At 63.6% G+C, this 18,997-nt stretch carries 16 protein-coding genes; 8 read left to right on the top strand and 8 right to left on the bottom strand.

What is annotated here, in order from left to right:
* Positions 1-34: 34 nt before the first annotated feature.
* Together EYV96_RS01285 and EYV96_RS01290 are read left to right on the top strand one after the other, a co-directional pair.
* Positions 35-3,040 (top strand): glycoside hydrolase domain-containing protein, encoded by a 3,006-nt coding sequence (locus EYV96_RS01285; RefSeq protein WP_131149722.1) that lies wholly within the window; start codon positions 35-37, stop codon positions 3,038-3,040.
* Positions 3,041-3,196: 156 nt separating this feature from the next.
* Positions 3,197-4,462, top strand: coding sequence for an MFS transporter (locus tag EYV96_RS01290; RefSeq protein ID WP_131149723.1), 1,266 nt, complete (start codon positions 3,197-3,199; stop codon positions 4,460-4,462).
* A 42-nt stretch (positions 4,463-4,504) separates the two neighbouring features.
* Here EYV96_RS01290 and EYV96_RS01295 read toward each other — a convergent pair whose 3' ends face one another.
* Positions 4,505-5,788 carry an alkaline phosphatase family protein gene (locus tag EYV96_RS01295; protein ID WP_131149724.1) on the bottom strand — a complete coding sequence of 428 codons (1,284 nt, stop codon included), beginning with the start codon at positions 5,786-5,788 and terminating at the stop codon, positions 4,505-4,507.
* 52 nt (positions 5,789-5,840) lie between these two features.
* On the opposite strand from EYV96_RS01295, the gene EYV96_RS01300 reads away from it, so the two are divergent.
* Positions 5,841-6,311 (top strand): hypothetical protein, encoded by a 471-nt coding sequence (locus EYV96_RS01300; RefSeq protein ID WP_131149725.1) that lies wholly within the window; start codon positions 5,841-5,843, stop codon positions 6,309-6,311.
* 6 nt (positions 6,312-6,317) lie between these two features.
* Here EYV96_RS01300 and EYV96_RS01305 read toward each other — a convergent pair whose 3' ends face one another.
* Together EYV96_RS01305 and EYV96_RS01310 are read right to left on the bottom strand one after the other, a co-directional pair.
* Positions 6,318-6,821 (bottom strand): methylated-DNA--[protein]-cysteine S-methyltransferase, encoded by a 504-nt coding sequence (locus EYV96_RS01305; RefSeq protein ID WP_131149726.1) that lies wholly within the window; start codon positions 6,819-6,821, stop codon positions 6,318-6,320.
* Positions 6,818-8,320: a DNA-3-methyladenine glycosylase 2 gene (locus tag EYV96_RS01310; RefSeq protein ID WP_131149727.1), complete on the bottom strand. Its 1,503-nt coding sequence runs from the start codon at positions 8,318-8,320 to the stop codon at positions 6,818-6,820. Before EYV96_RS01310 ends, EYV96_RS01305 begins: the two co-directional genes overlap by 4 nt.
* A gap of 143 nt (positions 8,321-8,463) precedes the next feature.
* Here EYV96_RS01310 and hutU point away from each other — a divergent pair, with 143 nt between their 5' ends.
* A complete protein-coding gene (gene hutU, locus EYV96_RS01315; protein WP_131149728.1) occupies positions 8,464-10,134 on the top strand; it encodes a urocanate hydratase in 1,671 nt (556 codons plus the stop codon).
* A gap of 57 nt (positions 10,135-10,191) precedes the next feature.
* Here hutU and EYV96_RS01320 read toward each other — a convergent pair whose 3' ends face one another.
* A complete protein-coding gene (locus EYV96_RS01320) occupies positions 10,192-10,617 on the bottom strand; it encodes a DUF1428 domain-containing protein (protein ID WP_240732306.1) in 426 nt (141 codons plus the stop codon).
* Positions 10,618-10,732: 115 nt separating this feature from the next.
* Between EYV96_RS01320 and EYV96_RS01325 the strand changes: the two genes are divergently transcribed.
* Positions 10,733-11,509 (top strand): iron-containing redox enzyme family protein, encoded by a 777-nt coding sequence (locus EYV96_RS01325; RefSeq protein WP_131149729.1) that lies wholly within the window; start codon positions 10,733-10,735, stop codon positions 11,507-11,509.
* An 89-nt stretch (positions 11,510-11,598) separates the two neighbouring features.
* Complete coding sequence (locus tag EYV96_RS01330) at positions 11,599-14,325, top strand: putative bifunctional diguanylate cyclase/phosphodiesterase (RefSeq protein ID WP_338068479.1); 2,727 nt, start codon at positions 11,599-11,601, stop codon at positions 14,323-14,325.
* Between the two features lie 15 nt (positions 14,326-14,340).
* Here the strand turns inward: EYV96_RS01330 and msrA are convergent, their stop codons facing one another.
* On the bottom strand, positions 14,341-15,051 hold the full coding sequence (gene msrA / locus EYV96_RS01335) for a peptide-methionine (S)-S-oxide reductase MsrA (protein WP_131149730.1): 711 nt from the start codon (positions 15,049-15,051) through the stop codon (positions 14,341-14,343).
* A 201-nt stretch (positions 15,052-15,252) separates the two neighbouring features.
* On the opposite strand from msrA, the gene EYV96_RS01340 reads away from it, so the two are divergent.
* Positions 15,253-16,074: an arylamine N-acetyltransferase family protein gene (locus EYV96_RS01340; RefSeq protein ID WP_131149731.1), complete on the top strand. Its 822-nt coding sequence runs from the start codon at positions 15,253-15,255 to the stop codon at positions 16,072-16,074.
* Here EYV96_RS01340 and EYV96_RS01345 read toward each other — a convergent pair.
* The 3 genes from EYV96_RS01345 to EYV96_RS01355 are packed head-to-tail and all read right to left on the bottom strand — an operon-like array spanning position 16,071 to position 17,198.
* A complete protein-coding gene (locus tag EYV96_RS01345) occupies positions 16,071-16,301 on the bottom strand; it encodes an RNA-binding S4 domain-containing protein (RefSeq protein WP_131149732.1) in 231 nt (76 codons plus the stop codon). The genes EYV96_RS01340 and EYV96_RS01345 overlap by 4 nt on opposite strands.
* Positions 16,302-16,308: 7 nt before the next feature.
* Complete coding sequence (locus tag EYV96_RS01350) at positions 16,309-16,758, bottom strand: barstar family protein (protein WP_131149733.1); 450 nt, start codon at positions 16,756-16,758, stop codon at positions 16,309-16,311.
* On the bottom strand, positions 16,755-17,198 hold the full coding sequence (locus EYV96_RS01355) for a guanyl-specific ribonuclease (protein ID WP_131149734.1): 444 nt from the start codon (positions 17,196-17,198) through the stop codon (positions 16,755-16,757). The genes EYV96_RS01350 and EYV96_RS01355 overlap by 4 nt, the downstream gene beginning before the upstream one ends.
* A gap of 128 nt (positions 17,199-17,326) precedes the next feature.
* On the opposite strand from EYV96_RS01355, the gene EYV96_RS01360 reads away from it, so the two are divergent.
* Positions 17,327-18,877, top strand: a complete 1,551-nt coding sequence (locus EYV96_RS01360) for a POT-type proton-dependent oligopeptide transporter (RefSeq protein ID WP_131149735.1) — start codon at positions 17,327-17,329, stop codon at positions 18,875-18,877.
* The last annotated feature ends 120 nt before the right edge of the window (positions 18,878-18,997 follow it).

The following is an 18,997-nucleotide window of genomic DNA, read 5'->3' on the forward strand; positions in this document are numbered from 1 at the left end:
ACTGCATCTTTGGTTCCGAGGGAGTGTCGCATCGATGCTTGTGCAGCGCAGTGCGTGGGTGATGATGGGGGTGCTGCTCGCGGCGCCGATGGTGCTGTCCGCGCAGACGGATGGCGTACACCTGCGCTGGGATGCACAAGCGTTTGGTAATCATCGGTATCTGGTGAAGGTGTCGGCAGCCGAGCGTGCCGTTGCAGTCACCTTGCCATGGCGCCGTCGCGATGTGCATCCGGAGCAGGTGGCCGTCATCGTTACCGGCCCCGATGGCAAGGTCGTGGGCAACGTGTTGCGCGGCGTTATCGATCAGGCCCAGGGCCAGCTCGTTTTCGAGGCAAGTCAGCCCGGCACCTACGCGATCTACTACCAGCCCTACGTGAGCAATGGCCGCAGCAACTACCCCACGGTGACCTACGCCAAGCCCGCCGAAACGGCGGACGCGGGCTGGGCCCGCAAGGTCGGCAAGCGCTGGGACAAGCTGCCGAAGGCCGAGGTGCTGCGTTACGAGGCCGTGGATGATTTTGATGCCTACACGCTGATGGAGCGCACCGCGACGCCTCAGGAGCTTCAGGCGCTGCTGGCGAAGCACGCGAACCAGGCCATGCTGCTGTTTCCCGAGACACGCGATAACTCAGTGCGCATGTTCGACGCGATTCCGGAGCGGTGGGCGCAGCGCGGTGCCGGCGGCGCATTCAGCGATACAGCCCTGCGCGGCGAGTATCTGAGCTTCCAGGTCGGCGTGTGGGCGCCCGAGCGGGCGCTTTCGAACGTCACGGCGACGTTCACGGCGCTTAAGGGGCCTTCGGATGCTGAGATTCCCGCGCAGGCTCTGACAAGTTTCAACCTCGGTGGCGTGGATTTCACGGGCAAGCCGTTCACCACGCGCGTGGATGTTGCGAAGGGGCGCGTGCAGCCCTTGTGGATGGGTGTCGATGTTCCGGCGGATGCTCATCCGGGTGTCTACCGCGGCGAAGTCACCATCGCCGCAGAAGGTGTCCCGGCCCAGGTCGTGCCGATCAGCGTTACCGTCGGCGATGGTCAGGCCGTGGCTCACGGCGATGACGATCCTTTCAAGCTCACGCGCTTGCGCTGGCTGAACTCGACGCTTGCCCAGGATGACACTCTGGTCAAGCCATTCACGGCAATCACCGCCGACAAGGGCACGCTGGGCATCCTGGGGCGCCAGATCACCCTCGGAGCCAATGGCCTTCCCGCGCAGATGGCAACGCGCTTCGACGAGCGCATGACCGGCTTCAACAAACAATGGCAGCCGATGCTTGCATCGCCCATGGCCATCGTCGTGCAGGACGCGTCGGGCAAGCACGCCCTGAACGCCTCGACGGGTGCGCTGCCGAAGGTGGTACAGGACGGGCCGGGCAAGGTGCACTGGCAGAGCGAAGGTCAGGCTGGCGCGCTGCGCAGTGAGCTGACAGGCACCCTCGAAGCGGATGGCACGCTCACGCTCGCCGTGACGCTGACGGCAACGCAAGCGGCGACGCTGGATGATATTCGCCTGGAGCTTCGTCCGCGCAATGACATCGCGCGTTACCAGCTCGGCCTTGGGCGCCAGGGCGAACTGGCCCCGGCGAGCTATGACTGGAAGTGGGACGTACAGAAGAACCAGGATGGTGCGTGGATCGGCACGGTCAACGCTGGCCTCGAGTTCCATCTGCGCGACGAAAACTACCAGCGACCGCTCAATACCAACTTCTATCACCAGCAACCGCTGCGCATGCCGACGTCATGGAGCAATGGTGGCCAGGGGGGCATCCGCCTGCGTGCGGGGCAGGGCAGCTATGCCATCGACGCCTTCAGTGGCGCGCGTAGCATGAAGGCGGGCGAGTCGCTGCATTACGACATCGTCATGCGCGTCACGCCGTTCAAGACCATCGATCCGTCGAAGCACTTCGCGGAGCGGTTCTTTCACAAGTATGCCGACCTGGATGCCATCAAGGCCGATGGCGCGAACGTGGTGAACATCCACCACGCGACGCCAATCAATCCGTGGATCAACTATCCGTTCCTTGAAGCCAAGGCCATGCGCGAGTACGTCGATGCGGCGCATCAGCGCGGCATCAAGGTCAAGATCTACGACACGGTGCGTGAAGTCTCCGATCGTGCTCCCGAGCTGCCCATGCTCGAGTCACTCGGGCATGAGGTGATCAGTGCCGGCAAGGGTGGCGGTTTCTCGTGGTTGCAGGAGCATCTGGATGGCGACTACATCGCCGCCTGGCATGTTCCTGAGAATCGCGATGCGGCCGTGATCAATGCCGGCCAGAGCCGCTGGCACAACTACTACATCGAAGGCCTCGACTGGCTCGCGCGCAACGAAGGCATCGATGGCCTGTACCTGGACGATGTCGCCTACGATCGCACCACGATGAAGCGCGTGCGCAAAGTGCTGCAGGCACATCGCGCCGAACCTTTCATCGATCTGCACTCGGCCAGTCAGTACAACCCGCGCGACGGCTATATCAACAGTGTGCTGCTCTACATGGAGCTGATGCCGTACATCGATCGACTGTGGTTCGGCGAAGAGTTCGATTACGAGAAGACCTCGGCCAACTACTGGCTGACCGAGATCTCAGGCATTCCGTATGGCCTCATGGGTGAAATGCTCCAGCACGATGGCAATCCCTGGCGCGGCATGCTGTTTGGCATGACCAATCGCCTGGGCTGGTCCGAGGGCAGCGATCCGCGGCCGCTGTGGAAGGCATGGGACGCATTCGGCATCAGTCAGGCGCAGATGATCGGCTGGTGGGTGCACGACACACCGGTCAGGACAGACCGCAAGGACGTGCTGGTGACCAGCTACGTACGCAAGGGTAAGTCGACGTTGCTTTCCATCGCGTCGTGGGCTCCGGAGAAGGTGGGCGTCAAGCTCGACATCGATTGGAAACAGTTGGGCCTGGACCCACGCAAAGTGAAGCTCAACGCGCACGCGATCGACGCGTTTCAGCCGGAAGCGAGCTTTGCGCCAGGAGCCGCGATTCCCGTCGAGCCCGGCAAGGGCTGGTTGATCACGGTGGAGCCCGCGGGCTGATCGCAGCGGCACATCCCGTCCCTTCTCCCTGTCGGGGGAGAAGGGTGCACGGGGTGCCTGAAGCAACGACATCACGCCCCCTCAACGCCCGGCGCTTCTCCATCCACTATTCTTACGCGCGGCGCCCGGCCCGGGTGCAAGCGCGAGAACAGTTCCATGGTGCGACGTGACGAGTTGGCGGTGAGCGCAGCAGACGATTACATCCGTCACGGCACGCCCCTCTTCAGGCGCACCAATCTCGCCCTGTTCGCGGCGGGTATCGCCACCTTCGGCTTGCTCTACTGCATCCAGCCGCTCATGCCCGAGTTCAGCGCGGACTTCCATGTCAGCGCGGCCGCGAGCGCCTTGTCGCTCTCCCTCACGACGGGGGTGCTTGCCTTTGCCATGCTGATTGCAGGCGCGATCTCGGATGCCTGGGGTCGCAAGGTGGTGATGACCGTATCGCTGGTCGCCTCGTCCTTGCTGGTGCTGGCGACGGCCATGGTGCCCGACTGGCACATGCTGCTGATCCTGCGCACCTTGCTGGGTTTGACGCTGAGCGGTTTGCCGGCGGTCGCCATGACCTATCTCAGTGAAGAGATGCATCCGGACTCCATCGGTCTGGGCATGGGTCTCTACATTGCCGGCAATGCGATCGGTGGCATGGGTGGCCGTCTGGTGGCCGGCGTGCTCGCCGATTTCGTGGGATGGCGCGCGGGTGTTGCGACGGTTGGCGTGATCGGGCTCGCGTCCGGCCTGGTGTTCTGGGTGAGCCTGCCGCCGTCACGCCATTTCACCGTGCAGGCCCTCGATCTCCGCACGTTGCATGCCCGCTTCACCGGCGCCTTTCGAGACCCTGGTTTGCCGTGGTTGTTTGCGGAAGGTTTCCTTCTGCTCGGTGCGTTCGTTACCGTCTACAACTACATCGGCTACCGCCTGCTGGCGCCGCCGTACAACCTCAGTCAGGCGATTGTCGGCCTGATCTTCAGCGTGTATCTCATTGGCACGTTCAGTTCGGCCTGGATGGGGCATCTGGCTGGCAAGCTGGGCCGCCGCAAGGTGCTCTGGACGACCTTTGCGCTGATGCTGGTTGGCGTGATGATGACCATGGCGCAATCGCTGTGGCTGATCGTCCTGGGCATCGTCGCGGTGACGTTCGGGTTCTTCGGCGGCCATTCCATCGCCAGCAGCTGGGTCGGGCGACGCGCGGGAGCAGCGAAGGCGCAGGCATCGTCGATGTACCTGTTTTCGTACTACATGGGATCAAGCCTGGCCGGTGCGGGTGGTGGCCTGTTCTACGCCTCGCACGGGTGGCCTGGCGTGGCGCTGTTCGTGGGTGCGCTGGTCGTTGCGGGACTTTTGATTTCGTGGCGCCTGTATCAGCTGCCACCGCTGCCAGGCCCGCCGTCGCCGGGCACCGAGCCGGTGCTTCCGGAGATGTAAGCATGGCCTGGCGGTGTGGCACCGCCAGGCCATGCGTGTCGGTCAGTGGGGCTTGAGCGCCGACTGCACGTGCGACACGTCGCCGTCGTTCGTTGCCGGCTGGATGCCGAGGATGCGCGTCATCATCGGGTAGATGTCCACGTTGTCGACATCAGGCAGGTTCACGCCGCTGCGGAACGCCGGACCGTGCGCGATAAACATGGCGCGCATGTTCGGATCCTGGTTGTCGTAGCCGTGGTCGCCCAGCGAGACGCTGCCGTCCTTCATGCGCTTGGCCATGTAGGCGTTCGTGGTGATGCGCCAGCCGGTCTGTGCGAGGCACACTACCTGCGGCACGCGTGCATTGCTGCCGTACTGGAATCGGGCAGGCACGCTCGCCTTGTCCCAGCACTGCATGTGCTCGTGCGGCTGTACGAGCTTTGCCTTGACGCGTTCAAAATCGAATCCCGGCTTGGGATTGAACCCGGCCAGCACGCCAAGGCTGACCTGCTGCACGTGATCGAGCGTGATGATCTGGTCGATCATGACGCTGTTCTTCACCGGCGTGGCCGCCATGCCATGGTCGGACACGACAACGATGTTGATCGCGTCGAGCATCTGGCGCTGCTTCAGTCCAGCAACGAGCCGCGCCATGGCCGTATCGACGATGCCCAGTGCCTCGTTGACTTCCTTCGAATCCGGCCCATGGCTGTGGCCGGCGTGATCGACGTCGTCGAAGTAGAGCGTCAGGAAGCCCGGGCGCTCGCTGGGCGGGAGGTCGAGCCATGCAAGCACCTGGTCGACGCGCTGGTCGGCCGTGATCTTGCCGTCGTAAGGAAGCCAGTGATCGGGGCGATAGCCGTGGATGTCAGCCTCGCTGCCCGGCCAGAACATCGTTGCCGTGTGCAAGCCCTGGCGGCCCGCCGATTCCCAGATGGGGGTCCCTTCGGCCCACCAGTTGCCATCCGCAGCCGCCTTGCGGTTGCTGAGGCTGAAATTGCCCAGCCTGGGGTCGGACATCGTGTTGTTGACGATGCCGTGGTGATCCGGGCGAAGGCCCGTCACGATGGTGTAGTGGTTGGGGAAGGTCAGCGACGGAAACGACGGAATCAGCGCCGAGGCCTTCACGCCATCCTTCGCCAGCGTGGCAAGCGTGGGGCTCAGGTGCCGGTCGATGTAATCGGCGCGATAGCCGTCGATCGAGATCAGCAGCAGCGGCGTGCGCGCGCCTGCGGTGGCGGTCTGGACGGGGGCGGGCGGTGCGGTAGCCGGCGTCGGCGCCTGGGTGGCACACCCTGAGCTGAACGCGATAACCGCACTCAGCGCCAGGCGAAACGGGATTTTCATGCGCGGATCCATATCATTTCAGAGAGCAATCCGAACATGATCGCGCAGACATATGACCATTACATCTCTTTACGGGTCGGGCCGGTTGTGGTTGTCCCTTGCGATGGTGCTGGCTCTCGCTTCACCCGCCATGGGCCAGCAGACCACGCAGCCGCCCAGGCCACCGGCCAACAGCACGGCCGCCAATAATGCCGCCGCCGTCCAGCAGGCCCAGCGCACCTATCAGGCGCAGCAGGCTACGCAGCAGGCCCACGTGCTGAATCAGTTGCAGAAGAATCAGGTGCAGGAGCAGCAACGCCAGCGCCAGGCCGCCGCCGTCGCTCGTCCGTATGCGAACGATCCTGCGGCGATGAATGCCATCAACGCCGCGGATCAGGCCCAGCGCGACCGCTTCGATGCCAACCAGCGCGACGCGGTGGATCGCTATCGAAGTGCCGTGGGTGTCACCCCGGCGGTCGTGCCGACGCAGCAGCCGAAGAAGCCGCCCGCGTCGCCACAAAAGGTGCCGCCGTCTCAGCCATGACGCTGATCAGCGCGAGGCGCCGAACAGGTCGCCACGTGCGATGCGGTCCTCCAGTGACAGCAGGTACTGCTTGGTCGGCAGTCCGCCGCCGAAACCGGTGAGGCTTCCGTTGCTGCCGATCACGCGATGACAGGGCAGCACGATCGGGATCGGATTGCGTCCGTTCGCGGCTCCGACCGCGCGCATCGCTTGCGGCTGTTCAATGCGTCGCGCCAGTTCACCGTAGCTGATGGTGCTTCCGTACGGGATGCGTGCCAGTTCGTGCCACACGCGCAGCTGGAACGGCGTGCCTTCGGGCGAGAGTGGCAGGTCGAAAGCCTGGCGCTCGCCGGCAAAATAGTCTTCGAGCTGCTCGCGCACGAACGCAACTTTCGATGCATCGCGCACCCAGGCAGGCGACGCCTGCTTGGGATGCCTCTCGCGCTCGAACCAGATCTGCCGCACGCCGTTTTCATCCACGATGAGTCGAAGCTGGCCCACGGGGCTGGGCATGTAGTCGTACCAGATCATCGTTGTCCCTTCGTCGCGGCTTTGGCATGCGCCGCATCGCTGGCGTTGCGCCACAGATGCATCACCGCATAGGCGCGCCAGGGGCGCCAGGATTCGGCGAGTGTGGTGAGGGCTTTCGTGCTGAGTTCGGCACCACCGGCGGCGGCTTCGCGTCGCAGGATCAGGTCGGCGGCAGGGAAGGCATCGGGGTGGCTCATGGCGCGCATCGCCATGTAGTGCGCCGTCCATTCGCCGATGCCTGCAAGCTCCACCCAGCGCGCTACGAATTCGTCGAGCGGCTGCTCATGGCGAAAATCGATGCGTCCGTCGAGCAGGGCGCGCGCCACGCCGCGGACCGTATTCGCGCGCGCGCTGGTCAGGCCCAGTTCGCGCAAGTCGACATCGACCAGCGCATCCGGGCCGGGAAAAAGCCGTTCGAGTCCAGCCGGAAGACTCGTTGCAATCGGCGTGCCGTAACGCTGTGCAATGCGCGCGGCCAGCGTGCGAGCCGCCGCCACGCTGACCTGCTGACCGAGGATGGCCCGGACCGCGATCTCAAAGCCATCCCATCCCCCGGGCAGGCGAAGGCCCGGGCGTCGGGCATGCAGCGGTTTCAGCACCTGGCTCTGGCCGAGCACGTCGCCAATGTTGAGCGGGTCGGCATCGAGATCGAACATGCGTCGAAGTTTCGCCACGATACCGAGCATCATCGCCGGTCGCGGGCAATGCAGCTGCAGTTGAAGCGCATGCTCCTGGCCGGGCCAGTGGGTGAGTTTCAGCCAGCCCGGCGCATTGCCGGGGCCAAAGACGCGCGCATAGCTCGTGTCGTCAACGGCTTCCACGCCTGGCAGCGCGCGTGTTCGCAGAAATCCCAGGATGGCGTCGAAATCGTAAGGGGGGCGATAGTTCAGTCGCAGGGTCAGCGCGTCGCTGGCGGCGCCTCTCGGATGCCGGCGCATGTCACGGGGTGGCATGCGATTGGCCAGCTGAAAGGCCGCATTGAACCGACGCAGGCTGCCAAAGCCCGAGGCGAGGGCCACATCCGTGACGGGAAGATGCGTTTCGGTCAGTAGTTGCTTGGCGAACAGCAGGCGCCGCGTAGTGTGAACCGCCATCGGTGGCGCACCCAGTCGTTCTACGAAGATCCGTCGCAACTGCCGTGCACCCAGTCCCACGCGGGCGGAAAGGTCCTCCATCGAGCCCTCATCCAGCACACCCTGATCCATCAACTTCAGCGCCCGCGCGATGACGTGGTCGCCGCGCTGCCAGATGTCATTGCCCGGGGATAATTCCGGACGGCAGCGGAGGCAGGGGCGAAAGCCATCGGCTTCGGCCGCCGCCGCGCTCGCGTAATAACGTACGTTCTGCGGCTTGGGCGACGGGGCGGGGCAGACCGGGCGGCAGTAAATGCGTGTGCTGGTGACGGCCGTGAAGAACAGTCCGTCGAAGCGGGCGTCGCGGCTCAGGCGGGCCTGGTCGCAGATGCGACGGTCGGGGACGTCGGTGTGGGCGGTTTCCATAAAGACAGCCTAGCACCGGGTTTCCGGATGTACTCGCCGTTTTCGGACATCAATGGCCCGACCGGTTTGCCGCACTGCAATTAGCCTACTTTGCGGCGCGCGCCCATAATCGGGAGCTTGTCTCCCGCTGTTCAGGACCGCCTATGAATGCCCCGACACGCATCGATACCACCCGCACCATCCGCGCTCCCCGCGGCAGTGAGCTGAGCTGCAAGAGCTGGCTGACCGAGGCGCCGTTCCGCATGCTGCAGAACAACCTCGATCCCGAGGTGGCGGAGAACCCGGCCGAGCTGGTGGTGTACGGCGGTATCGGGCGCGCGGCACGCAATTGGGAATGCTTTGACGCGATCCTGCGGGCACTGCGCGACCTCAACGACGACGAGACGCTGCTGATCCAGTCCGGCAAGCCGGTCGGTGTCTTCCCCTCGCATCCCGATGCGCCGCGCGTTCTGCTGGCCAACTCCAACCTGGTGCCGGCGTGGGCCAACTGGGAGCATTTCAACGAGCTCGATAAGAAGGGACTGATGATGTACGGCCAGATGACGGCCGGTTCGTGGATCTACATCGGCTCCCAGGGCATCGTGCAGGGCACGTACGAAACCTTCGTCGAAATGGGTCGCCAGCACTACGGCGGTAACCTCGCCGGCAGATGGATTCTGACGGCCGGCCTGGGTGGCATGGGCGGTGCGCAGCCGCTCGCGGCATCGCTGGCTGGCGCGTGTTCGCTCAACATCGAATGCCAGCAGAGCCGCATCGATTTCCGATTGAAAACCCGCTACGTCGACGAGCAGGCAACGGACATCGATGACGCGCTTGCGCGCATGGCCAAATACACCGCGGCAGGCGAAGCGAAATCCATCGCGCTGCTCGGCAATGCCGCCGATATCCTGCCCGAACTCGTGCGCCGCGGCGTGCGGCCGGATGGCGTCACCGATCAAACGAGCGCGCACGATCCGGTCAACGGATACCTGCCGTCGGGCTGGACGGTCGAGGAGTGGTTCGAGCGTCGAAAGAGCGATCCTGCGGGCACGGCCAAAGCCGCGAAGGCATCGATGCGCACGCACGTCGAAGCGATGCTCGCGTTCCAGAAAATGGGCGTGCCGACCTTCGACTATGGCAACAACATCCGCCAGATGGCGAAGGACGAAGGCTGCGCGAACGCCTTCGATTTCCCGGGTTTCGTACCGGCGTACGTCCGTCCGCTGTTCTGTCGTGGCGTTGGCCCGTTCCGTTGGGTGGCACTTTCCGGCGATCCGGAAGACATCTACAAGACCGACCAGAAGGTGAAGGAGATCATCGCCGATGACCCGCACCTGCACCGCTGGCTGGACATGGCGCGCGAGCGCATCAGCTTCCAGGGCCTGCCGGCGCGCATTTGCTGGGTTGGCCTTGGTCTTCGCCATAAGCTGGGCTTGGCGTTCAATGAGATGGTTCGCAACGGTGAGTTGAAGGCGCCGATCGTGATCGGTCGCGATCACCTGGACTCCGGTTCGGTGGCCAGCCCGAACCGCGAGACCGAAGCCATGAAGGACGGCAGCGATGCGGTCAGTGACTGGCCGCTGCTCAATGCCATGCTGAACGTTGCTGGCGGCGCGACATGGGTGTCGCTCCACCATGGTGGCGGCGTTGGCATGGGCTACTCGCAGCACTCCGGTGTCGTCATCGTCTGCGATGGCAGCGAAGCGGCCGATCGACGACTGGCACGTGTGCTCTGGAACGACCCGGGTACGGGCGTGATGCGTCATGCGGATGCCGGATATGACATCGCGATCGACTGCGCGCGCGAGCAGGGCCTTAAGCTGCCGATGATCTGAGTAAGTGCACGGAGGGAAGTGAGAACGCCGGGTCGCCGGGTCTCACTTCCTGATGGCTTATGCGTCCAGATTGACGATGGTCCTGAACCCGCCCCAGAACATCCGCATGCCATCGAACGGTAGCTCCCTGGGCTTGAGGTCCAGGCGCGGATCGGACATCACTTTCTTGATCACGCGGTCGCGATGCGCGCGTGACTTGTATACGGCCCATGAAAAGACGACGGTCTCACCGCGCTTGAGCTGAACCGCCTGAGGGAAAGACGTCAATTCGCCTCCCTGCACGTCATCCGCGACGCATTCGCGATAGGCCAGTGCCCCATGCTCCAGCCAGATTTTTCCTGCCTTGCGTGCAAGACGTTTATACGCAGCCAGGTTCTTTACCGGCAGGGGAAGGACGAAACCATCCACGTACATGGGAAAGCCTCCAGGTTCTGAGGAGGTTTCGATCATGCGCCGGTTTCGCGAGGCTTGCGACGCATCCATGCGGATGTCGCCTTGAGGGGACGTGGCGAACACTATGAGGTTCCGGGACCGCCCTGGGACCGGGCGCCAGCCACACAGGGGCTGGCGATCCTGAACGACATAGTGGAGTGACATCATGAGCACGATTTTCGAACGCACCGGTGACCTGGAAAACCTGAACAGCTACCCGCAGTGGGCGCAGGACATGGTTAGCGAATGTGAGAGCACCAAGCAGCGCGTGGTCGACCACGAGATCTGGTCGATCATGCGGGAAGGCCGCCTGCCAGCCACCGCCACCCGCGATTTCATGGTGGGTGTGTGGCCGGTGATCGAGCGTTTTCCGGCCTTCATGGCACATAACCTGCTTAAAACCCAGTACGGCAGGAGCGTGGGCGAGAACATGGCCCGCCGCTGGCTGGTGCGGAATATTCGCGTGGAGCAGAACCATGCCGATTACTGGCTCAACTGGGCCGAGGGCGCCGGCGTCAGCAGGGACGAAGTCCTGCATGGGCGTGCCCCCCACGGAACGGAAGCGCTGGCTGAATGGTGTGAACAGGTCAGCAGCAAGGCCTCGCTGGCCGCAGGCATCATTGCGACCAACTACGCGGTGGAGGGCGCCACGGGTGAATGGTCCCAGCGCATCTACGAAAGTTCTGCCTACGCTGAAAGCTTCGCGGAAACCAACCGGATCCAAAGTCTGCGCTGGCTACAGTTGCACGCGGCCTATGACGATACGCATCCATGGGAGGCTCTGGAAATTGTCTGTACCCTAATGGGCACGGCGCCGTCGACCACCGATGTGGCGTTCTTGAGTGAGTGTGTGCGACGCAGCTACATGAGCATGAGTATCACTCTCGATCGTTGCCTTGATGTCCGGATGGAACCGTGGGCAGTTAGCGAAGCTGCGGCCTAAATGACGCTTGCCATGCGAGTGGTGCGCGTTGGGGTCGAACGCTTCTCGTGAAGAGGAAGTGAACCTCGATGCGTACCGCTCGTACTGGCTTGAGAAAGCCCCTCCTGCAGCGACTGATGCCGCTGGCGTACGCGCTCGCGGTGGTGATCGGGTTGGTGTTGCTGCTCACCTGGGGTGCGCTGCAAGTGCAGGTCACGCTGGCCGGCTTCCTCAATGGAGAGAGCCTGTGGTCGAAGGCGCAGAAGCAGTCCGTCATCGACCTGGACAACTACGCGATCACCGGCGACCCGGAAGCCCTGGCCAGTTTCCGTCGCAATTACCAGGTGGTGATGTCGGACAAGGCGGCACGCGACGCCATTGCCAGTGGTCATTTCCAGCGTGAGGACGTCTACGAATCGTTCCGGCGGGGCGGCGTTATCCCGTCGGCGATTCCGGGCATGGTTTTCATGCTGCAGTATTTTTCCGACGCGCCGAACATGCGCGAGGCCATGGCCGCCTGGTACTCGGTCGAGAAGCAGATTGCCGAACTCGGCACGATGGCGGACACGCTGCAGCTGGTCTACGCGCACGGGACGCCGCCGCCCGAAGAACAGCAGCGCTATCGCGAACGCATCAATGCGCTCAACCAGTTCATCCAGCCGCGCAGCGACCGGTTTTCCCTCTATATCGCCAAGGGTGCGACCTGGCTGGGGCACGTCCTGTTCGCCAGCGTTTTCCTGGTCGCCTTGCTGGCGTCGTTGTTGTGGCTGCGCATGGCGCGTCGCATCCTGGCCGGCATTCGCGGTACCGAGGAGCGCTATCGCCTGCTTTTCGACAGCGCCGCGTCAGCCATCGTCATGGTGGACGAGCACTCGGGCGAGATCCTCGACGTCAATCGCATGACGTCGGTGTGGACGGGGCGTGAGACGAAGGATCTCATCGGCGAAAAGTTCTCCCATCTCTTCGCGCGTATCGGACTGCCGCAGGACGGCATGATGAGCCTGTTACGTGACGTGGAAGGTCACACGCGTCCGGTGGAGATGCAGAGCACGCTGGCGATGTGGGGTGACCGCTTCGTGCGGCAGGCGATCATCACCGACATCACCGAACGCGTCGTGATGGAACAGGAGCGGCGCATTGCGGCCGAAGCGTTGGCCGGCATTGCCGAAGGCGTGATCATCGCCGATGCCGACCGCTACGTAACCACCGTCAACGAAGCCTTCACGCGCATCACCGGTTACGACATGCGCAGCCTGCGTCCGATGCGCTTCGATGAATCGCGCACCATGCTCGATGGCTCGCCCATGCCCGACAGCATCTGGGCCACCCTCATGGTCGTGGGAACGTGGCAGGGTGAGGTGATCAGCCAGCGACGCGATGGCACGCTGTATCCGGAGCTGCTTAGCATCAGCACGATTCGCGACACGTACGGTCGCATCCAGCACTACGTCGCCGTACTTACCGATATCACCACCAGCAAGGCAGCGCGCGAGCGACTCGAACACCTGGCGACGCACGATGCGCTGACGGGCCTGGTCAATCGCTCGCAGTTCGAACGCATGTGCGAACAGGCCATTCTGATGGCCACGCGCGAACGCAACGCCGTGGCGGTGCTCTTCGTCGATCTCGACGCGTTCAAGGCGGTCAACGACAGTTACAGCCACGCCATCGGTGACAGCCTGCTGATCAAGGTGGCCGAGCGCATCAACAGCGTGCTGGGTGATAACGAGATCGCCGGTCGCATTGGCGGCGACGAGTTCACGGTGCTGGTGGGCAAGCTGGCGACGCGGGAAGATGCCCGTGAGGTGGCGAATCGTTTGCTGGCGTGCCTGGCCGAACCGGTGCGCGTCAAGGATTACGAAATTGCGCTGAGCGCGAGCATTGGCATCGCCGGTTTCCCGCTGGATGGCGGCGATCCGATGACGCTGATTACCAACGCCGATGCTGCGATGTACGTCGCCAAGACCGAAGAGCGCAATGCTTACCGCCTGTACTCGCCGCTGATGCATGCCGACGCGCGTCGCCGGCTGTCGCTTGCGGTGGATCTGCGCCAGGCGCTCGCGCGCAAGGAGTTTCGCCTGGTCTTCCAGCCGAATGTCGAGCTTCGTACCGGGCGCATCATGGCCGTGGAGGCGCTGGTTCGCTGGCAGCATCCGGAGCGGGGCATGCTCTATCCGGATGACTTCATTCCCATGGCGGAAAACCTTGGCCTCATTCGCGAGATTGACGAATGGGTGCTTGGAGAGGCTTGCGCACAGCTGCGTCGGTGGGATGCATTGCGCTTGCCTTCGTTGCGGATGGCGGTGAACGTGTCGGCCAGTACGATTGGCCGGCGCGCATTTGTCGATCGACTGGCCGAAGCGCTCGAAGCGAACGGGCTATCCGGTGAGCGCCTGCTCATCGAAATCACGGAAAGCGCGATCCTGCGCCTCGGCGAGCAAACCGAACGCACGATGCAGGCGATCCATGGCCTTGGCGTGGGTGTTGCCATCGACGATTTCGGCACGGGCTATTCGTCGCTTGCCTACCTGAAGCTTTCGGCGATCGCGTTCCTCAAGATCGATCGCTCATTTATCGCCGGGCTTCCCGGCGATGCCAACAACGCAGCCATTACCCAGGCGATGCTGGCGATGGCGCGAAGCCTCGGGCTGCGGCCGATCGCCGAGGGCATCGAAACGCAGGAGCAACACGACTTCCTGCTTCGGGCAGGGTGCTCCGAAGGGCAGGGCTATTTCTATGCGCGGCCGCAGCCGGCGCAAGACATCGAAGGGATGCTGAGGCCCAGCCTCCGGCCCACGGCGGCAAAGCTGCATTTGGTGCCGCCGAAGGCCACCTGATCCGCGTGGGTGCGTTCAGTGCAGCTGGACGCTCACCACCGTTGCTTCCGCCCGGTACATCGACGGGAACCAGGACTTGAGGCGCGCCACTTTGGGCGCATCGTTGATCAGGATGTACGGCTGGTCCGGGTGTTGCCTGGCGTAGTCCTGGTGATAGTCCTCGGCCTTGTAGAAGCCTTGCAGCGGAACGACCTGGGTGACGATGGGATCGCTGAAAGCATGCGCCTTCGTCAGTTGTTCGATATACGCCGTGGCAATGCGCTTCTGTTCGTCGCTGCCGTAAAACACGGCCGAGCGATACTGCGTCCCGACATCAGGCCCTTGTCGATTGAGTTCGGTGGGATCGGTGGCCACGGAGAAAAACACCTGCAGGAGCTGCCCATAGGTGACCTGTGCGGGGTCATAAACCACCTTCACCGACTCGGCGTGGCCCGTGTCGCCATCGCTGACGGCATCGTAATGGGCGGTGGAGGCCTGCCCGCCTGCGTAGCCGCTCCACGCCTTGCGCACGCCTTTGACATGATCGAACACGGATTCGACGCCCCAGAAACACCCGCCCGCGAATACGGCGGTTGCTTCGCCGTGCGTGGCGGCGAGCGCGTCGTCCACCCTGGGGGCGGGCAGGGCGCCGTCAGCCGCTTGTGCCGGCGAGCTGCAGGCGTTGAGCAGGGCCAGGGTCAGCGCGGCGGCCAGGCCGCGCAGGGTGTAGCGCGTGATGACAGACATGGGGTGCTCCGGCAACGAAGGTTGAGGGTCCCGTATCGGCGGGGTCTGTCTGTTATTCGACGGATGGCTGGGCAAAGTTACATTGCGCCCGCGGGCGTGAACGCATGATCAGACGACGGCCCTTCCATATGCCCTGCCGCGTCTCATCGAAGCGCGGCACCGATGCTATCGTGCGGGTTCCCCGCCCACCGTCCCAGGCCCATGTCCACGATCGACCTCCAGGCTTACGCGCGTCGCACCGGCATCACGACACCACTTCGTCCCGATCTGGCAACCTTGCGTTCGCTGGCGATCGCCCATGTCGCGAACATCCCTTTCGAAAACCTCAATCCCTTCCTGCGCGTGCCCGTGCAGCTCGATCTGCCGGCCATTGAACAGAAACTCGTGGTTGATCATCGCGGTGGTTACTGCTTCGAACAGAATTTTCTGTTCCGCGAAGTGTTGCGCGAGGTCGGCTTCGATGTGCACGGCTTGATCGCCCGGGTGTTGTGGGGTCGGGACGAGGACGCCATTACGGCGCAGACGCACATGCTGCTGCGCGTTGAACTGCCGGAGGGCAGCTACCTGGTCGACGTCGGCTACGGCAGCATGGCCTTGTCGGGCGCGCTGGCGCTGATCCCCGAAGAGCCGCAACTGACCGCACATGAGCCTTACCGCCTGATCGAACGCGATGGCGAGTGGCGCATGCAGGCACTCGTGCGCGACCAGTGGTCAACGCTGTATCGCTTTGACCTGCAGCCACGCTACGACATCGACTATGTGCTGGCGAACCACTACACGTCGACGTTCCCCGAATCGCATTTCCTGCACACGCTGATCGTGACCCGCACTGTCCCCGGCAGGCGCCACGTCCTGCGCAATCGCGATCTGGGCGAACACATCACCGGCAGCGAAACGCGGCGCCGCACCCTGCAATCCGTGCAGGAGTTGCGCGACGCGCTGGAGAGTGTGTTCGGCATTCGCCTGCCGCAGCATCCTGAACTGGATGCGCGCCTGGATGCCTTGCCGTATCCGGAGGCTTAGTTGGCCGGAAGGACGCGGATGAGGAAATCCTCCAGCGTCACTTCCTGGCCCGGGTGGATCTTGCACGTCTTGCGCAGTTCCTGCTGACCGTCGACATACACCACGCCGCTGGCCACGATGGCCTTGCCGGCGCCACCGCTGTCGCACAGGCCAACCAGCTTGAGCAGCTGGTTCAGTTCGACGTGTTCGTGGCGGGCGTCGAGTTCGAAGTCGATGGTTTGCTGCATGGGCGGGTCAGTAGTCCGGATCGTCGAAGGCGCTTTCGGGCAAGGCGAAGAAGGCGAAGAACGGGATGCCCTGGTCCAGCCATTCCTCGGCGGCTTCGTCGAGGATGTCCAGCAAGGTATCGAAATCGTCCTGGTTGCCTTCGCGCAAGTCCTGGGCGTGGTCGAAAAGGATGACATAGCCCGGTGCCTTGATCCACGAAAGGTCGCGCATCGCATCGGTCAGGGCGTCCCAGTTGTGACCGAACGTGGCCGGCAGCGAGAGGCCGGCCTGCAGTCGCTCAAGCAGCGTCGCCTTGCCTTCGCAGCCTTCAAGCGAAATGCGGGCGGAGAACTGGCCATGGTCCCTGGCCGAGCCGCTGAGTCCGTCCAGGTCCTCCTCAACCACGAAGAACACGCCTCCGCGCGCGGGATTGGTCAGATCGAGTTCGCCGTCGTGGTTTTCGTCGTGGTCGTTCATGGGCTCACCTGGAAAGGCCGGAAAGTCCGGTAGTGGTCATCCGTGTAGTAGTACTCCACGGGGGGATTGCCGCCCGTGATGATGCGGCGTGCGCCCCGATAATCCAGTCCCGGTGTTTCAACTGTGTACTCGTGGTAGTAACCGCGCGGCTGCATGGGCAGGCGACCTTCGCGGTTTTCGAAGATCACGCCGTCCTGGCGGTAGGGAAAGGGGCCGCCACGCACGATGCGACCCACTGTCTCGGCGGCCTCGGTCGGGAGGAACGCGGGCAAGGCGGGGATGTTGGTAGCGGCACGGGGGTCGTCATTCGGACTGGTCCGATGAGGCTGGACGGCTGCCGGGGGTGCGGCTTCAGGCGCCTGATGGGGTGCAAGTCGTTGCCATGCAAAGGCCGCCATCGCCAGAAGTATGATGACGATCAATGACTTGGGTGAGCGCATGACGAGGTCCCCTGGCGGTGAGACGCGCAGCTTATCAGCGCGCCACCTGCCGCAAGTGGCACCGACAATTCGCTTGGTTGGCGCAAGAACTTGCGGCAAACTCAGACGTTTCGTCGGCAGGACCGTGGATGAGCACCGCCACCCAGACCGAGCGCGGCCGTCTGCCACGCCAGATCCCCTACATCATCGGCAACGAGGGTTGCGAGCGCTTTTCCTTCTACGGCATGCGCAACATCCTCACGCCGTTCCTGATCACGTCCTTGCTGATGTACATGCCCGAGGAGGCGCGTCCGGGTGCCGCCAAGGACGTCTTCCACACCTTCGTGATCGGCGCGTACTTTTTCCCGCTGCTGGGTGGATGGCTGTCCGATCGGTTCTTCGGCAAGTACAACACCGTGCTATGGATGAGCCTCGTGTACTGCGTCGGCCACCTGTGCCTGGCGCTGTTCGAGCACCATCCGACGGGCTTCTACATCGGTCTGGGGCTGATTGCGCTCGGTGCAGGAGGCATCAAACCCCTGGTGGCGTCCTTCGTCGGCGACCAGTTCGACCAGACCAACAAACACCTGTCGAAAGTGGTATTTGACGCCTTCTACTGGATCATCAATTTCGGTTCGTTGTTCGCATCGCTGCTGATGCCGATCTTCCTGCGCCATTACGGTGCGGCGGTGGCCTTTGGCATACCGGGTGCGCTGATGTTCGTCGCCACGTTCGTGTTCTGGCTGGGGCGAAACAAGTATGTGCGCGTGCCGCCGTCGCCCCCCGATCCGCATGCGTTTTCGCGTGTCATCCGCACGGCGCTGCTGGAAAGAAAGGCAGGGGAGGGCCGACCGGGACTGTATGTCGCCGTCGCGGGTCTGCTGTTGGCCATGACGGCCTTTGCGTGCATGACGCAGCTCGGTTTCGTCATTTCGGCATGCCTGGCACTGGTGGCGCTGATCGGTGGCGTCGGTGGAGGTGCGTGGCTGCAGATGGAGCGCGCGCGTGGCCTTCATCCCGATGCTGCGGTGGATGGTGCGCGCAATGTCCTGCGGGTGCTGTTGATCTTCGCGCTGACCACGCCATTCTTCTCGCTGTTCGACCAGAAGGCATCGACCTGGGTCCTGCAGGGTGGCGAGATGACGACGCCGGACTGGTTCCACCCGGCGCAGATGCAGGCACTCAACCCGCTGCTGGTGATGCTGCTCATCCCGTTCAACAACCTTGTGCTGTATCCGGCATTGCGCCGGATGGGCTGGGAGCCGACGGCCCTGCGGCGCATGACGGCGGGCATCGCCTTCAGCGGCGTGGCCTGGATCGTGGTCGGTGCCTTCCAGTTGCTGCTCGACGGTGGCGACGCGCTATCGATCGTCTGGCAGATCCTGCCCTATGCGTTCCTGACTTTTGGCGAGGTGCTGGTGTCGGCGACCGGCCTGGAGTTTGCCTACAGCCAGGCGCCGCCATCGATGAAGGGCGTGGTGATGAGCTTCTGGAATCTCACCACGACCGTGGGCAACCTCTGGGTGCTGCTGGCGAACTTTGCCGTTCGCAATGACGCCGTGACCGGCCATATCGCCCGCAGCGGTATGAGCGTGACGGCCTTCCAGATGTTCTTCTTCGCGGGTTTTGCCTTGCTGGCGGCCCTGGCCTTCGGCTTGTACGCGCGCCGATACCGCGAAGTGGACAACTATCGAACGTAAGCTGGCGTGCCCGGGACCCTGGACCAACATCCAGGGCAAAGCTGCCAACCGGCGCACATCAGCGCAGCCAAGGCATTGATCCAATGGACATCGCGCGGTACATTCCCGCGCTTTGTCGTG

The organism is Dyella terrae, from assembly GCF_004322705.1.
Taxonomy (GTDB): Bacteria; Pseudomonadota; Gammaproteobacteria; order Xanthomonadales; family Rhodanobacteraceae; genus Dyella_D; species Dyella_D terrae.

What these genes read in the sequence shown, in the direction of transcription:
- EYV96_RS01285 (WP_131149722.1), top strand. Translation starts at nt 35, where the DNA reads ATGCTTGTGCAGCGCAGTGCGTGGGTGATGATGGGGGTGCTGCTCGCG.
- EYV96_RS01290 (WP_131149723.1), top strand. Translation starts at nt 3,197, where the DNA reads ATGGTGCGACGTGACGAGTTGGCGGTGAGCGCAGCAGACGATTACATC.
- EYV96_RS01295 (WP_131149724.1), bottom strand. Translation starts at nt 5,788, where the DNA reads ATGAAAATCCCGTTTCGCCTGGCGCTGAGTGCGGTTATCGCGTTCAGC.
- EYV96_RS01300 (WP_131149725.1), top strand. Translation starts at nt 5,841, where the DNA reads ATGACCATTACATCTCTTTACGGGTCGGGCCGGTTGTGGTTGTCCCTT.
- EYV96_RS01305 (WP_131149726.1), bottom strand. Translation starts at nt 6,821, where the DNA reads ATGATCTGGTACGACTACATGCCCAGCCCCGTGGGCCAGCTTCGACTC.
- EYV96_RS01310 (WP_131149727.1), bottom strand. Translation starts at nt 8,320, where the DNA reads ATGGAAACCGCCCACACCGACGTCCCCGACCGTCGCATCTGCGACCAG.
- hutU (WP_131149728.1), top strand. Translation starts at nt 8,464, where the DNA reads ATGAATGCCCCGACACGCATCGATACCACCCGCACCATCCGCGCTCCC.
- EYV96_RS01320 (WP_240732306.1), bottom strand. Translation starts at nt 10,617, where the DNA reads ATGGATGCGTCGCAAGCCTCGCGAAACCGGCGCATGATCGAAACCTCC.
- EYV96_RS01325 (WP_131149729.1), top strand. Translation starts at nt 10,733, where the DNA reads ATGAGCACGATTTTCGAACGCACCGGTGACCTGGAAAACCTGAACAGC.
- msrA (WP_131149730.1), bottom strand. Translation starts at nt 15,051, where the DNA reads ATGTCTGTCATCACGCGCTACACCCTGCGCGGCCTGGCCGCCGCGCTG.
- EYV96_RS01340 (WP_131149731.1), top strand. Translation starts at nt 15,253, where the DNA reads ATGTCCACGATCGACCTCCAGGCTTACGCGCGTCGCACCGGCATCACG.
- EYV96_RS01345 (WP_131149732.1), bottom strand. Translation starts at nt 16,301, where the DNA reads ATGCAGCAAACCATCGACTTCGAACTCGACGCCCGCCACGAACACGTC.
- EYV96_RS01350 (WP_131149733.1), bottom strand. Translation starts at nt 16,758, where the DNA reads ATGAACGACCACGACGAAAACCACGACGGCGAACTCGATCTGACCAAT.
- EYV96_RS01355 (WP_131149734.1), bottom strand. Translation starts at nt 17,198, where the DNA reads ATGCGCTCACCCAAGTCATTGATCGTCATCATACTTCTGGCGATGGCG.
- EYV96_RS01360 (WP_131149735.1), top strand. Translation starts at nt 17,327, where the DNA reads ATGAGCACCGCCACCCAGACCGAGCGCGGCCGTCTGCCACGCCAGATC.